Below are 13,568 nucleotides of genomic sequence, written 5' to 3'. Positions count from 1 at the left end.
GATTGTGAATATTAATCAAAAGTAAAGTAACAAGACGGGAGAAATCGAAATGACACAGCAAACCCTGCACGGAACCAGCCGCAAAAGAAAAAGAACATCCGGTTTTCGCGCCAGAATGCGTACCGCAACTGGTCGATTGGTAATCAAAGCACGCCGCAGCAAAGGTCGTCACCGCCTCGCAGTCTAGCACGGCCCAAGAATGAGCCCGATCGCACGCAGCCACCATGTTGCCCCTGACAAACCGACTCAAGCACCGAAAAGACTTCAGCGCCGTTTACCGCAAGGGAATCCGCCGCAACTCCGCTCATTTCAGCTTAAGAGCTCTACGCAAACCCAAAAGCGTCGAGATTGGCAAACCCACAGCCGATAAATCCTTGCAACCGAGTCGCACAGGCATTTCTATCAGCTTGAAAGTCAGCAAGCGCGCTGTAGTCCGCAACCGGATCAAGCGCCAGATTCGCGCCGCTTTGCGACAGCTATTGCCCCGATTAAAATTCGGATGGGATTTAGTAATTGTGGTGCGTCCGATCGCACAAGAGTGCAATTATGCAGAAATTCTGCAAGAATTAGAGCAGTTGTTGGTAGAAGCCGAGGTACTAGATGGGAATTCGAGAGGAAGTATATTATGAAGGCGGCCCCGCGCTGGGAGACTTGATTATCAACTTACTCCTGGGGCTGACTGTCGTGGGAATCCCCCTCGCAGTAGGAGCAATTGTTCGGGCTCTGTGGCTGCGCTACCGGATCACCAACCGCCGAGTGTCCGTAACTAGCGGTTGGATGGGGGGCGATCGCATCGACGTTATCTACTCAGATATAGTCAAAATTGTCACAGTACCTCGGGGTTTCGGGACTTACGGAGACATGGTGCTGACCATGAAAAATGGCAGCCGCTTGGAACTGCGATCGATTCCGAAATTTCGAGCAGTCTATGACTACATTAACGAAAAACTGCCCGCAGCAGCTCAAAAAGCCAACGCAGCAGCAAAAGCTAAATAACCGAAAGGCTTTTACCCTGATTTGAAGGCGAAATCTGTCGATTTTCCATTTTTTGATTTGAGATTTACTCCACAGATGAATCTGCCAGGTTGAACTCTTAGTCTAAAATTTGGGGATATTTATGACGATTGTCGGGCGTTTGCGTGCGTTTTTTGGGTGAAGTCAGCGCGAGTATTGGCTTTAGTCATTACAAAAATCTGGTAGCGGGCGGTCGATCGACAGGCAATGTCCTAAGATAGAGACAAAAGCCTAAAAGTTGAGACGGCCCGCATTCAGCGGGTAAAAATAGTTCTCAACAGTAAACTAAGAGCACCTAAATTAACTCAAAGCGAATGGATTTTGGTATCTCGTTTCTCTCCAACAACCTAATGCTGCCGATCCTAGATTTTTTCTACGGGATCGTGCCAAGCTACGGTTTAGCGATCGTAGCTCTGACGCTCGTGATTCGCTTTGCTCTCTATCCTCTAAATGCAGGCTCTCTTCGCAATATGCGGCGCATGAAAGTAGCGCAGCCGTTGATGAAAGAGCGAGTAGATCAAATTCAAAAACTGTATAAAGAAAATCCTGCCAAACAGCAGGAGGAAATGAGCAAAGTATACAAAGAATTTGGCAATCCTCTAGCAGGATGCTTCCCGTTGGTGCTGCAAATGCCGGTGCTGTTTGCACTGTTTGCAACGCTGAGGGGTTCGCCTTTTTCTGACGTAAATTACAGCGTCAACGTCCAAGTTTTGCCGAAAGAACAAATCGAAACTGTTCAACCGCAAGCCTTTGCTACGCCACCACAAAATATTTACGTGACGGGTACATTTCACGCTCCAGTTGTGGGCGTGATTCCAGCAGGTGACAAACTCGGAGTCGGCGATACAACCAAGGTTGAATTTAAGACCCCAGACGGTAAACCTCTCCAAGCTCTAGCGGCAGAAAATAAGAGCGAAATTGACTTTGTTCCCAGTTGGAAAGTCATCAAAGGCGAAGAATTCGTCAAGGTAGACGAACAGGGCAACATCGTGGCTTTAGCGACCGGTGAAGCCACAGTTCAAGGCACAATCCCCGGATTGGCTACCAACAAAGGATTCCTGTTTATCGAAGCTCTAGGCCGCGTGGGCGCGATCGACCCAGACGGCACAATCCACTGGGATATTTTGGTGATGATCCTCGGCTTCGGTATCAGTTTGTATATCAACCAAACTCTTTCGGGACAAGCACAAGGGCCAAACGACAATCCCCAACAGGCTACAGTCAACAAACTGACGCCAGTGATATTTTCGGGGATGTTTTTGTTCTTCCCGCTGCCCGCCGGCGTGTTGATGTATATGCTGATTGCTAACATCTTCCAAACAGTTCAATCGTTTATTTTGTCTAGAGAACCGCTGCCCGAAAATCTCCAAAAAATCGTGGACGAAGCAGAAGCGAAAACAAAAAAAGAACAGGGATTAGATGCACTTCCCTTTGAGCCGGGCCGTTCTAAGAAAAAGGCTTGATTGTTAAAATGAAAGAATCAGAAATGCAGCGCGGACAGCAATGGTTAGAAGAATTGCTAAAACTGTCCGCAATTCCCTCAACAGTGGTAAGCCAACAGCAAGATGATTGCTATTGGATGACAATAGATGAAAGCAATCTGACACCCGAACAAGTTGCTATCTTAATCGGCCCAGACGGTAATGTACTAGATGCGATTCAGTACCTCTGCAACACAGTTGCGAACATCGCTCACGAATCAGATGAACCCATTGCTTATACAGTCGAACTGAACGGCTATCGCATCCGCCGACAAGCAGAACTGCGATCGATGGCAGAGTACGCAGCAGATCAAGCGCGATCGACTGGAGGGGAAGTTGAACTCAAATCGCTGTCTTCGGCAGAACGCCGTCAAGTACACAGTTTTTTGAGCGAATGTGAGGATATAGAAACTTACAGTCAAGGCCAAGATGCCGATCGGCGTTTGGTAGTGCGACTGCGCTGACGGTAACAAGGAAAAAAGAAAAAAGGAAAAAGGAAAAAGCCAAAAAAGAGCTATTCCTTTTGACTTTTAACTTTTTACCCGCCCAAAAACAAGTACAAGCCCCGATGCCAAAAGTAGATATCCGAAAATTTTAGAATCGTGTTTAAGCTCCCAGATTCATCTGTGAAATAAATCTAAAATCTAAAATCTAAAATCTAAAATCGACTGGCTTGTGACTTGAGACGAGGATAATAAAACGGCGAAAGATGATTATGGAGACAATTTATATCCCTCACCTACTCGCAAAAACCGAGCGGAAAGAGGTCATTGATTTTGAAGAAATTATCCCCGATTTAGCAACTCTGACTCCCGTGCGGGGGCGGCTGCAAGTTACTCACAAAGGTAATTTTCTTGATGTGAAGGCGAAAGCTGAAACAATTGTGACTCTTAGCTGTCATAGATGCCTAAAACAATACAATCACCGTTTAAAAATCCAATCATCGGAAATAATTTGGCTCGAAGAAAAAGTGAGCGATCCTGATGCAAGTTCAGGAGAATTTGAAGTGGATTTAGAAGATTTAGTGGAAAATTTATCTCCCACAGGCTATTTCTCTCCGAGTGATTGGGTGTACCAACAAATGTGCTTGGAACTGCCGCACAAACAGCTATGCGATGTTGAATGTCCGGGAATAGATTTAAATGAGGATGATGCAGAAGAGGCAGAAAGTTCAGAAACAGTCTCTGACAGTCGCTGGGCGTCTCTGGCAGTTGGCAGTTGGCAGTTGGCAGTTGGCAGTTGGCAGTTGGCAGTTGGCAGTTGGCAGTTGGCAGTTGGCAGTTGGCAGTTGGCAGTTGGCAGTTGCTAATACCAATTTAAAAAATTATTGCTACAATCCTCAATCTTATTCTTATACCAATTTAAAAGTCCCAGCTACCCGCGCCGGATACGGCTCCATGCCGTGTGCCTTGTGCCTACAGATATCATCATCGCGCCTACAACAATCTATATGTAGCCATACTTTTCAGAATTGGGAGAACAACGAATAACTGTGCAATAACCAGGGCAAAAAAATCACACCAGCTAACTAATGACTAATGACTGCTGACTGCTGAGGGCGGGCACGCACCATCCACCGCCCCTACCAACTACCAACTGACAACTGACAACTGACAACTGACAACTGACAAATGACTATTTTTAGCGACGAGTTTGAACTGCTGCTACGATCGCGCTACCCCCTAATCTACATTCCCACACGGGAAGAAGAGCGCGTCGAAGTCGCGATCGCCCAATGCGCCAAAAAACAGGGTTCTCGCGCCGTCTACATCTGGGATTTTGTAGATGGCTATCAAGGCAATCCCAACGATGCGGGTTTTGGCAAGCGCAACCCGCTACAAGCTTTAGAGTTTCTTGAAAAATTGCCGGCATCCGCACCAGCAATCTTTATTTTGCGAGACTTTCAGCGCTTTTTAGAAGATGTCTCAATTTCCAGAAAGTTGCGAAATTTGGCGAGACTCCTCAAATCTGTACCCAAAAATATAGTCATCGTATCTCCGATAACTTCGATCCCCGAAGACCTCAGCGAAGTAATCACAGTTTTGGAGTTTCCACTGCCTGCGGCGGCGGAAATCAAAATTGAGGTGGAAAGGCTGTTAGGCGCTACCGGACAAGCCATAGAAGGGCGTTTGCTGGACGAAACGGTGCGCTCCTGTCAAGGTCTGTCGATCGAACGAATCCGCCGAGTTTTAGCAAAGGCGATCGCCACCAGAGGCGAACTGCATCCCGACGACGCCGAACTGATTTTAGAAGAAAAACGCCAAACCATCCGCCAAACTCAAATTCTCGATTTTTACCCAGCCCGCGAAAACATCTCCGATATCGGCGGTTTGGACAATCTCAAAGAATGGCTGCTGCGGCGCGGTGGTGCTTTTTCCGATCGCGCCCGCCAATACGGTTTGCCGCATCCCAGAGGCTTGTTATTAGTCGGAATTCAAGGCACCGGCAAATCCTTAACTGCAAAGGCGATCGCTCACCACTGGCATTTGCCCTTGCTGCGGTTGGATGTCGGGCGCTTGTTTGCCGGATTAGTCGGGGAATCGGAATCGCGCACCAGACAAATGATTCAGCTAGCGGAAGCTTTGGCGCCCTGCGTGCTGTGGATTGACGAGATTGACAAAGCTTTTTCGGGATTGGATGGTAAAGGCGATTCGGGGACAACCAGCCGCGTGTTCGGAACTTTTATTACTTGGTTGGGCGAAAAAACTTCACCGGTGTTTGTCGTCGCCACGGCGAACAACATCCAGTCTTTACCGCCGGAAATGCTGAGAAAAGGCAGGTTTGACGAAATATTTTTTGTAGGTTTGCCAAGTCAGGAGGAACGGCGGGCGATTTTTGAGGTACATTTGTTGCGGTTGCGATCGCACAGCATCAAAAACTACGATCTAGAGCGCTTGGCTTACGAAACTCCAGATTTTTCAGGAGCCGAAATCGAGCAAACTTTGATTGAAGCAATGCACATTGGGTTTAGCCAAAATCGAGACTTTACCACAGATGATATTTTAGAATCAGCTAGTCAGATGGTGCCGTTAGCCCGAACAGCGAGCGAGCAAATCCAATTTTTGCAAGATTGGGCGGCGGCGGGTAAAGCTCGCCTTGCTTCGAGATACGGCAGTTTGAGCCGCCGGATTCAAGGATAGTCGATCGAAAACATTGTGCAGAAAGCATTCGGGAGCATCTTAGTTTTGCATTTATAGTGCTGTCGAGAACTCGCGTGGGTTTATAAGCACGCGAGCGGGGACGCTCGCACTACAATAAAAAATGCTTCTTGTAAAACTGAGATGCTCCCAAGCATTCGGCCTTCGCCCGAAGCTGAAATTTCCCTCCCAGCGTCTATCCCATCGAACCCAAATTTCCCCATTCGCTCTTCCTTGTTCCTTCGGTCAACTGTCAACTGTCAACCCTTCTCTTTCGCAAGCTGTCAACTGTCAACTGTCAACTGTCAACTGTCAACTGTCAACTGTCAACTGTCAACTGTCAACTGTCAACTGTCAACTGTCAACTCTTCCGCCCTATGAACAGTATATATAGCGTTTTCAAGTTTTTAGTGGGTTTTCTGCTAGCGATCGTGCTGATGGCAGGCGCTAGCGTGGCGGCTGCACTTTACTTTGCCGCTAAGCTAACTACTGTGCCCGACAGACCTGTTTTTCCCAACGACAAAACAGCAGCTCAGATTGCCGGTGCTGGGGCGAAGTCAACAGCCAAGGCCAGCCCAGTGTCTACGTCTAGCGATGCTGCGTCTGGCGATGCTGCGTCTGAGAAACCCCTGGAACCGGGAGCTTACCGAGCTCTGGTAACTCAGCCGATCGGCTTAATTCTTCGGGATAGTGGCAACCGAGACTCAAACCGCATTGGCGGTGTAGGTTATAAGGAAAAAGTTGTGGTTTTGGAAGATTCGCCGGACAAAGAGTGGCAGCGAATTCGAGTTGAGGATGGCAATCGCGAAGGTTGGGTCAAGGGCGGCAATACTGAAAAAGTTGAAGGCGAATAGGAGCGATCGCAGCAGGTTGTTCACCAACGCCTGGTTTTTTCCTGTCTTTTGCCTCAAATAGTGAGATACATATTTATAGGAATAAGTCAAGTTAAATTTATTTGCGATATTACCAAGTCTCAGAAACCGGGTTTCTTGTCGCGGGTTGGTGGTGAAAGCGTAGGTTTTTCGTCAAGAAACCCGGTTTCTTGGGTTTTTGTGCGAGTCGTGGGTATTTAGGGTTGTAATCTGAGATGCTGAGACTGTGGGTGCGATCGCCCCGAAAAACTCCTCAATTTGCCATAAAGCTCACCAGAGAAAAGGTTTCAATAGCTAAAACTCAACAGAAAAACTCATTAATAACATATAGCCTTTCGAGCTCCCATATGAGGTACTATCCGGCATAGGGCTCCGTGGGCTCCGTGGGCTCCGTGGGCTCCGTGGGCTCCGTGGGCATACCTCACCACGCTTGAGAACCGCTATAAGTAGAAATTATGTTATTAATGAGAGTTATGTTAAGAAACTTAGCAAAATTTTAAGCTTAGTTGCAAATCGTAGGCTTTTGTCACCGCAGTAGAGGCAAGAATGGTAGCTTAGATAACAAGATCTAAGTTTTCAGCTTGACAGCTATCAACCATAAAAAATATGTACGACAAACGTCCAGATCGAGATTTGGCGACTGCTGCTGTAACTGCGGCTTTAGGAGCTGGGGTGGTCACTTCTTTTGCAGTCAGCAGAGGGCAAAACCCTCTGGTAGCCTTAGCAATTACTGTTTTTGCAGCGGGAGTAGCTTTAATTTGCGATCGGTTCGGCTTAATTTAAGTGAATGTCCGATTTTTACAGATTAGTTAACGAATAACATCCCCATCCTGTTTGCAACTAGCAAGGGTGGGGTTTTTTAATCGATCGTCAACAACTCATATTTTTTTCTCATACAAATTTTAATTTTTAGCCAATAATACCCAAAAACTGGTCATTTTTCCCTCATCAAGGCTAAGATGTGGCTGCAAACTATTTTCCTGACACTCGCGTCTCTCTAAACAGCGATGCTATCTTGGTTGTTCCCTGTAATTATTTTTGAAGGCAAATTCTTTTTCAGAAACGGGTGCTGCGTGCAAACAGGTAAACATTAGCCTTGATAGCTCCAGGGCCGCTCAAAGCTCAGCTTGAGTTTGCTCGTACATCACAGCCACAATTTCACACTAAAAATTTATGGAATCCCTCGCCTACCTCGAACTTGCTCTTGTTTGCGAAGCACCCGCACAAGAGTCGAAAATTTTTGATACGCCCAAGTGGCAAAACCTATCGACTCAGACTTATGTCCGTTTGTTGTCTCTGGCTTTGATGCTGTCGGTTTTGAATGCAGCCGGTTCGGCTTTTGCTCAAATAGATCCAGGAAATCCCAATTTGCGCTCTGTTCAAGACAGATTGCGGGATCTTGGCTATTTTCCTAGATCTTCTACTGGTCAGCTCGGCCCGGTAACAAAACAAGCTCTGACTAACTTTCAACGAGACTATCAACTGTCGCTGACTGGTAAGCCCGATCGATCTACGGTGATAGCGCTCAACAGTTTAGACGAGGACGATCGATCTTTTAAAACAACTTATACAAACTATAGCTATAACGAGCTGCGTTATGGAGACTCGGGTGCAGATGTTACCGCTCTCCAGCGCAGGTTGAAAGAGCTAGGCTACTTCAACACGCATCCCACAGGGAGTTTTCGCGAAATTACTCTCAATGCGGTGAGATACTTCCAGCGCATTAATCGACTGCGGGTGACTGGAGTTGCTGACAGGCAAACTTTAGCCTTGCTGTTTGCTTCCACCAGGCCAACTCCCCCCGTTACTCCTCCTGATATTTCGGAAAATGGCGGTTGCAAGGGGCTGCGGTTCGGCGACAGAGGGGCGACGGTAGACTTGATCCAGCGGCAGTTAAAAGCTTTAGGCTATTTTGAGGGCGGCATTGACGGCAAGTTTCGCGAACGCACTCTCTACGCTGTGACTCGTTTTCAGCAAGATTTCAATCTGGTTTCTGACGGCTGCGCTGACACTGCTACTTTGATGGCGATAGATGCCCAGATGAGGGAAGCTGAAATTACTTTATATCCAGGAGAAAATGACGATCAGAGTAATAATGCTGGAGATTTTCTGGATTTGGGCGACACAGGTCGAGAAGTAGAATTGTTGCAGCGGCGGCTGCAACAATTGGGTTATTACAGGAGCCAGATTCACGGTTGGTTCGATCGACCAACTCAAGAAGCTTTGATCGGATTTCAGAGAGATAGCGGGCTGTCCGGGACTGGCACAGTAGATCGCAGCACTCGATCGGCTTTGAGACAAGGCAACAGGCAGGCGGCAAAGCCACAGCAGCCCGTCGCAACGGGTTTGCGGCGGGGGGATACTGGGCCTGGTGTCCGACAGCTTCAGTCTGCGCTCAGAAGTCTGGGAAAAAACCCTGGCCCGGTGAATGGAGTATTTGGAGCCGAGACTGAGTGGGCGGTATTGTCGTTTCAACAGGAACACAATTTGTCACCGGCGACAGGTATTGCAACTCCGACAACTTTGGCTGCAATCCAAAACCGATTAGCTGGGCGGTTGGCTGTTCCTGCTGTGCCGATTAGCAGCAGTGTCAATTCTCGATCGAGCATTCAGCAATTACAAACGCGGCTGCAAGGCCTCGGCTTTTACACGGGTTCCGTCACCGGAGTTTTGGATGCTCCGACGAAAGACGCGCTCGATCGAGCTCAGCGCAGTTACGGGGTGAGCAGCAAGGATTTGTTGAGCCAAACTTTTTAGCAGCGGACTTGCGGGTGTTACGTCAAAGCCATCGGGTTTCTGGTTTCCGACTCATTCTGGAAATGATATATTTTCCTTCAGAAACCCGGTTTCGGCGTAACTGCGAATCACACTTGCGCCGAGTTTCGTTAATAATTCTAACCAGCCGTACTTGAAATGCGAAAATAGTGTATTCTCACTCGATTGCATCAGGGGCACTGTTGCCATTCTGAGCGATCGACCTCGGACAAGACCAATTGCTGGAAACCAAAGACGGCCATCCCATCCGCAAAGCTTCATGGCACACCGTATGAATCGTTAACTGGCAGTCTAGCAGGTGCAACCCAGACTTTTCAGCTTGTTTCATGCCAATTTTCAAAATCGAATCGTTGTTAAATTCGATCGTTCTGTTGCACTGAACGCAGACTAGATGGTGGTGGTGGTGCGGATAAGGCTGGTTTATTTCATAGTGTTTGTGACCTTCAGCTAGTTCGAGTTCGCGGAGCAGGCTCATCCTTGCCATTAACTTTAAAGTTCGGTAAATGGTGGACAAGCTAATGTTTTCACCGCGATTTTTTAACAAAGTGTACAAATCCTCCGCGCTCAGGTGGTTGCCTTTGGGGAGGTTCTGAAACACGTGCAAGATGGTTTCCCGTTGGGGAGTCATCCGCCAGCCTTTGTCATTGAGTTCGGATTTGAATGAGGACGCGGTGTAAAGTGCCATAGTGACCCTCTCAAGAAAGTCTGCCTATTGACAATCATACACAGCGATCGAGATATTTTGCAAATATCGGAGCTTATTGAAAAAAGCTTGGGGTAAAAATTTAGTTTTTGATAATTTTTGACGGCACACATACCATAAAGCCTTAGAGTAACCCATAATTGGAGTAAATTGGAATAAATCACAACATTCCACCTATAGTTCACTTTTTCAACTCCTCCGTAGTCGCTTCCTTCAGTTTGTGGGGCTAGCCCAACCAAATAGAGCGTAGTGGAAAGGAATTTTTAGGCAGTTTACCCAAGCCTCGTACAATTAAAGTGGTAGTCGCCAAACACCGTTCTAGTTTAATTGCACACCTCAAGCATTACTGCTGTAGGCTTTTTTGATGAAGCATCACCTCTGAAAGATGGCGCTTAATTGCTTTTAGAGCCACATTACGAGCGGCATTTAAACCACTATGAGCTTTGTACCCATCCACAGTTGCTACTAATGCAGCCCCCGGTCGATAGCTATCAAACTCAGTCGGGCTTGAAGGGAATTTGCATCCTCTCCAGACAGGCTCGCCCCAAGGGGTAAGACGGCTCGTATTCATCGGACTAACGCGAGTTGTGAGAATTGCATAATCTTGATAAGCAATTCGTTTGACTTGTTCATAGATTTTGCCTTTCAACCAGTAAGCACGTTTTTGATTTGAGCGTCTTGAATATTTCCCGCGTTTGGGTCGCAAATTTCCCAGATGCTCAAAGCTAATCACATTTGCCCGCCAATGATTGGCCAACTCAACAAGCTCGCGGGATACGGCTCTTGAATATTCAATTTCCACAGCAGATAAAGAGTCCCATGCTTTTTTAGCAAAGCCACGGGAAATGATTCCCGTTTTGCCCATTTTGATGGCGATATTTCCTAGATTCCGCTTCCTACGAGCTACATGACGCGACTGGTTAATGAAATGTCTAGCGACTTCAGTCGTTTCGCCTCTGTCGTTGGTTTCTAGGATGCTAGCAATGACGATGAACTTGTCGAGATCCATGTCAATTCCGCAGGTCCGAAACGTGCTTTTTGCCATGATTCCTTTGATGCCACCCGTAGCAGGAACGTATTTTTCAAGTGGAAAAACTATCCACAAAGAACCGTTTTGAACCTGCACTCTAGGGGAGCCTTTTACCCATTGGGTCGGAACGTCAGGGCATTGATACTGATGTTTTATCCACTTCCATGAATCGCCTACCAGCATCTTTAGAACAATAGAAAAACCATCATCCTCTTTCCACATCCCAGCATCGTACTGAGGGTTAAAGTTAAACGCTCCTTGATGGAGCGGTGGCTTGTGGTGCTTGAGCCTTTTTGGGCGATTCAACCATTTTTGATAGGTTGAATTCCAGCTTTTATAAGCACCAATTGCTTGCCTGATGGCTGCTCTCTTCATCCCAGAAGGAAAGCCTTTTACGAAAGGATGATTAGCCGTGAGTAGCTCGTAGTAACGCCAGCCTCCATTTTCTTTTGTCAGGATGCCTTGAGGAGCTTCGGCAATTAGTAGGAAATAGAAATGAACTATCTCGTTATAGGCTGCCTTAGTTGGCTGCATATCAAAACCAGAACGAAGCAATTTCGCCTTGACTGACTTAGTGGCAATGGAAAATCCTTTTTGAGGTTTTAGCATCTTTCGACCTGAGATGTTTGTTGAACTCTGATTTTCAAATCAAGTTGCAAAGCCGATCTATTGACTTACCCCAATATACTCCAATATTCGTGTTTCTAGTAATTAGACAGAGAAATCGTGTAGAAGTAATAATTTTTTCTTCTGCTTTATGCTTTCTGTCTTCTGCCTTCTACCTAGATCCAGAAACGGACATTACCAATACACTGACATACTCCCGAACCTTGAGGAATCGGGATTCTGGATTCAAACAGACAAAGCAAGCATCGCTTGTTTGATATTGCCTAGCCCTATAGGTTGATGCCTCAACCTATAGGATTGTTTTGGGATTCTAGAGTTGAGACCGGATTTTTAGATCTCGCGCATCCACAATACATACCCTATGATGAAAGCCGTCCTATAAGAAGGACGAGGCTTTAAACCCTATTTGTCAGTAAATGCACACCAGCTAATTTAAGTCAGAGACTCAAGATAGTCGCGCACGCGGTTGCGACGCTTGGGTTGGCGGAGTTTTTGCAAAGCTTTGGCTTCAATTTGGCGGACTCGCTCGCGGGACAAGTCCAGAGCTCGACCGATTTCTGCCAACGAGTAGGGGTGTCCGTCGCCCAAACCAAAGCGCATCAGAATAACATCTCGTTCGCGGCTAGTCAAATCTGCCAACAATTGTTGCAAGTCGCGGTGCAGAGCTTCTCGCATCAGCATTTCTTCTGGCGAGATGCTGTCGGTTTCGAGTAAGTCGCCCAACTCTGTATCTTTTTCGTTGCCCACTTTAGTTTCCAGAGAAACAGAGCGAGGAACTCGCAGCAATACTTCCCGAACTTGAGCGGCAGTCATGTCCAATTCGACGCCGATATCTTCGATCGTAGCTGTGCGACCTTTTTCTTGAGATATTTTGCGCTGGGCTTTCTTGATTTTGTTAAGTTTTTCGGTGATGTGGACGGGGAGGCGGATGGTGCGGCTTTGAGTCGCGATCGCCCGCGTGATTCCCTGGCGAATCCACCAGTAGGCGTATGTGCTAAACCGATAGCCCCGTGTCGGGTCGAACTTTTCGACAGCTCGTTCCAGTCCGAGAGTACCTTCTTGTATTAAATCGAGCAATTCTAAACCGCGATTTTGATATTTTTTTGCCACGGAAACCACCAGGCGCAAATTCGCCTTAATCATGTGGTCTTTAGCTTCGATGCCTTCAGCTTGAATTTTTTCGATCGCCTCTACCGTCATCTCGGCCAATTCTGCCCACTGGCGCTTGCCTTCGGCCATAATTCGCTTGAGTTCTGGCACGTCACTGATGCCTGCGGTTAATGCCCAGCGTTCCAGGGAAGGTTTGTGTCCCAATTGTGCAGACAGGCGATCGCGCACTTCTATTAAATGCACGAAGCTTTGAATCAGCCCTTCTTCCTGGGAAGCGACGGTGTTGCGCAATTCCAGCAATTTGATGTAGCGCTGAACTTTTTGAGCTTCGGAGACTTCTTCGTCTCTACCCAAGAGACGCACCCGACCGATTTCCTGTAAGTACAGGCGCACTAAATCTGTAGTGCGGCGGCTAGCGTTTTTTTGCAATTTGGATGCTGTGTCTGCATCTTCAGTCTCTGCTGAGTCTTGGTCGATGGGTTCGTCTCCAGCTTCTTCAGCATCTTCATCCAACACATCTACATCTTGCAAGGGATTGACTCGCAGTTGTTCGTCGAATTCAGCTTGAGCGTAAAAAGAGGTGGCTGGCATAGTGATTTTCTCAATGGCTCCGGGTGAAAAGATGCTACGCTTAGCGGTTATTTATAATTATGATGCCCACTTTGTTAAGACGAAGCATCACCGCTGTTTGTTTCTTTACTAACTTTTCTGACTTTTGTGCTGTTGGAGAGATCGAGCTTTGGCTGCCCCACTTGTTTTACCAAGATTCGGGAAAACGCTAAGAACTTTCTGATGTAACAGTTTGAAGCCCCGAAAAGT

The 13,568-nt window shown here is 47.1% G+C and carries 13 protein-coding genes; 10 read left to right on the top strand and 3 right to left on the bottom strand.

The genetic code is table 11. The annotated features are described in order from the left end of the window. Window positions 1-49 precede the first annotated feature (49 nt). The 10 genes from rpmH (at window position 50) to JGK14_RS18625 (ending at window position 9,261) form a co-directional block, all read left to right on the top strand. Window positions 50-187 carry a 50S ribosomal protein L34 gene (rpmH, locus tag JGK14_RS18670; RefSeq protein WP_006632320.1) on the top strand — a complete coding sequence of 46 codons (138 nt, stop codon included), beginning with the start codon at window positions 50-52 and terminating at the stop codon, window positions 185-187. Window positions 188-224: 37 nt separating this feature from the next. Then, window positions 225-629 (top strand): ribonuclease P protein component, encoded by a 405-nt coding sequence (rnpA, locus tag JGK14_RS18665; protein WP_293181943.1) that lies wholly within the window; start codon window positions 225-227, stop codon window positions 627-629. After that, window positions 601-996, top strand: coding sequence for a PH domain-containing protein (locus JGK14_RS18660; protein ID WP_293147797.1), 396 nt, complete (start codon window positions 601-603; stop codon window positions 994-996). The genes rnpA and JGK14_RS18660 overlap by 29 nt, the downstream gene beginning before the upstream one ends. Window positions 997-1,328: 332 nt before the next feature. After that, window positions 1,329-2,477: a membrane protein insertase YidC gene (yidC, locus tag JGK14_RS18655; protein WP_293181945.1), complete on the top strand. Its 1,149-nt coding sequence runs from the start codon at window positions 1,329-1,331 to the stop codon at window positions 2,475-2,477. 8 nt (window positions 2,478-2,485) lie between these two features. Next, entirely contained in the window at window positions 2,486-2,959 is a 474-nt protein-coding gene (locus JGK14_RS18650; protein ID WP_293181947.1) for a Jag family protein, read from the top strand. Between the two features lie 251 nt (window positions 2,960-3,210). After that, window positions 3,211-3,804 carry a YceD family protein gene (locus tag JGK14_RS18645; RefSeq protein ID WP_325315362.1) on the top strand — a complete coding sequence of 198 codons (594 nt, stop codon included), beginning with the start codon at window positions 3,211-3,213 and terminating at the stop codon, window positions 3,802-3,804. A gap of 322 nt (window positions 3,805-4,126) precedes the next feature. After that, entirely contained in the window at window positions 4,127-5,635 is a 1,509-nt protein-coding gene (locus JGK14_RS18640; RefSeq protein ID WP_293218544.1) for an AAA family ATPase, read from the top strand. A 374-nt stretch (window positions 5,636-6,009) separates the two neighbouring features. Next, window positions 6,010-6,486, top strand: coding sequence for an SH3 domain-containing protein (locus tag JGK14_RS18635; protein WP_293181953.1), 477 nt, complete (start codon window positions 6,010-6,012; stop codon window positions 6,484-6,486). 624 nt (window positions 6,487-7,110) lie between these two features. Next, window positions 7,111-7,287, top strand: coding sequence for a hypothetical protein (locus JGK14_RS18630; protein ID WP_194010918.1), 177 nt, complete (start codon window positions 7,111-7,113; stop codon window positions 7,285-7,287). 390 nt (window positions 7,288-7,677) lie between these two features. Beyond that, window positions 7,678-9,261, top strand: coding sequence for a peptidoglycan-binding domain-containing protein (locus tag JGK14_RS18625; RefSeq protein ID WP_325315361.1), 1,584 nt, complete (start codon window positions 7,678-7,680; stop codon window positions 9,259-9,261). Window positions 9,262-9,436: 175 nt separating this feature from the next. Here the strand turns inward: JGK14_RS18625 and JGK14_RS18620 are convergent, their stop codons facing one another. The 3 genes from JGK14_RS18620 to sigC form a co-directional block, all read right to left on the bottom strand. Then, window positions 9,437-9,964: a transcriptional repressor gene (locus tag JGK14_RS18620; RefSeq protein WP_293147815.1), complete on the bottom strand. Its 528-nt coding sequence runs from the start codon at window positions 9,962-9,964 to the stop codon at window positions 9,437-9,439. Window positions 9,965-10,325: 361 nt separating this feature from the next. Continuing rightward, window positions 10,326-11,621 (bottom strand): hypothetical protein, encoded by a 1,296-nt coding sequence (locus tag JGK14_RS18615; RefSeq protein WP_293182933.1) that lies wholly within the window; start codon window positions 11,619-11,621, stop codon window positions 10,326-10,328. Window positions 11,622-12,071: 450 nt separating this feature from the next. Continuing rightward, window positions 12,072-13,340: an RNA polymerase sigma factor SigC gene (gene sigC / locus JGK14_RS18610; protein ID WP_293182930.1), complete on the bottom strand. Its 1,269-nt coding sequence runs from the start codon at window positions 13,338-13,340 to the stop codon at window positions 12,072-12,074. Window positions 13,341-13,568: the final 228 nt, after the last annotated feature.

This window comes from Microcoleus sp. PH2017_28_MFU_U_A (assembly GCF_020738035.1).
GTDB lineage: Bacteria > Cyanobacteriota > Cyanobacteriia > Cyanobacteriales > Microcoleaceae > Microcoleus.
This window is presented reverse-complemented; position numbering and strand designations above follow the sequence as displayed.

Bases quoted from the DNA above. Each gene is read 5' to 3' on its own strand.
- JGK14_RS18630 (WP_194010918.1), top strand. From the start codon at position 7,111: ATGTACGACAAACGTCCAGATCGAGATTTGGCGACTGCTGCTGTAACT.
- JGK14_RS18620 (WP_293147815.1), bottom strand. From the start codon at position 9,964: ATGGCACTTTACACCGCGTCCTCATTCAAATCCGAACTCAATGACAAA.
- JGK14_RS18640 (WP_293218544.1), top strand. From the start codon at position 4,127: ATGACTATTTTTAGCGACGAGTTTGAACTGCTGCTACGATCGCGCTAC.
- yidC (WP_293181945.1), top strand. From the start codon at position 1,329: ATGGATTTTGGTATCTCGTTTCTCTCCAACAACCTAATGCTGCCGATC.
- sigC (WP_293182930.1), bottom strand. From the start codon at position 13,340: ATGCCAGCCACCTCTTTTTACGCTCAAGCTGAATTCGACGAACAACTG.
- JGK14_RS18615 (WP_293182933.1), bottom strand. From the start codon at position 11,621: ATGCTAAAACCTCAAAAAGGATTTTCCATTGCCACTAAGTCAGTCAAG.
- rnpA (WP_293181943.1), top strand. From the start codon at position 225: ATGTTGCCCCTGACAAACCGACTCAAGCACCGAAAAGACTTCAGCGCC.
- JGK14_RS18650 (WP_293181947.1), top strand. From the start codon at position 2,486: ATGAAAGAATCAGAAATGCAGCGCGGACAGCAATGGTTAGAAGAATTG.
- rpmH (WP_006632320.1), top strand. From the start codon at position 50: ATGACACAGCAAACCCTGCACGGAACCAGCCGCAAAAGAAAAAGAACA.
- JGK14_RS18660 (WP_293147797.1), top strand. From the start codon at position 601: ATGGGAATTCGAGAGGAAGTATATTATGAAGGCGGCCCCGCGCTGGGA.
- JGK14_RS18625 (WP_325315361.1), top strand. From the start codon at position 7,678: ATGGAATCCCTCGCCTACCTCGAACTTGCTCTTGTTTGCGAAGCACCC.
- JGK14_RS18645 (WP_325315362.1), top strand. From the start codon at position 3,211: ATGGAGACAATTTATATCCCTCACCTACTCGCAAAAACCGAGCGGAAA.
- JGK14_RS18635 (WP_293181953.1), top strand. From the start codon at position 6,010: ATGAACAGTATATATAGCGTTTTCAAGTTTTTAGTGGGTTTTCTGCTA.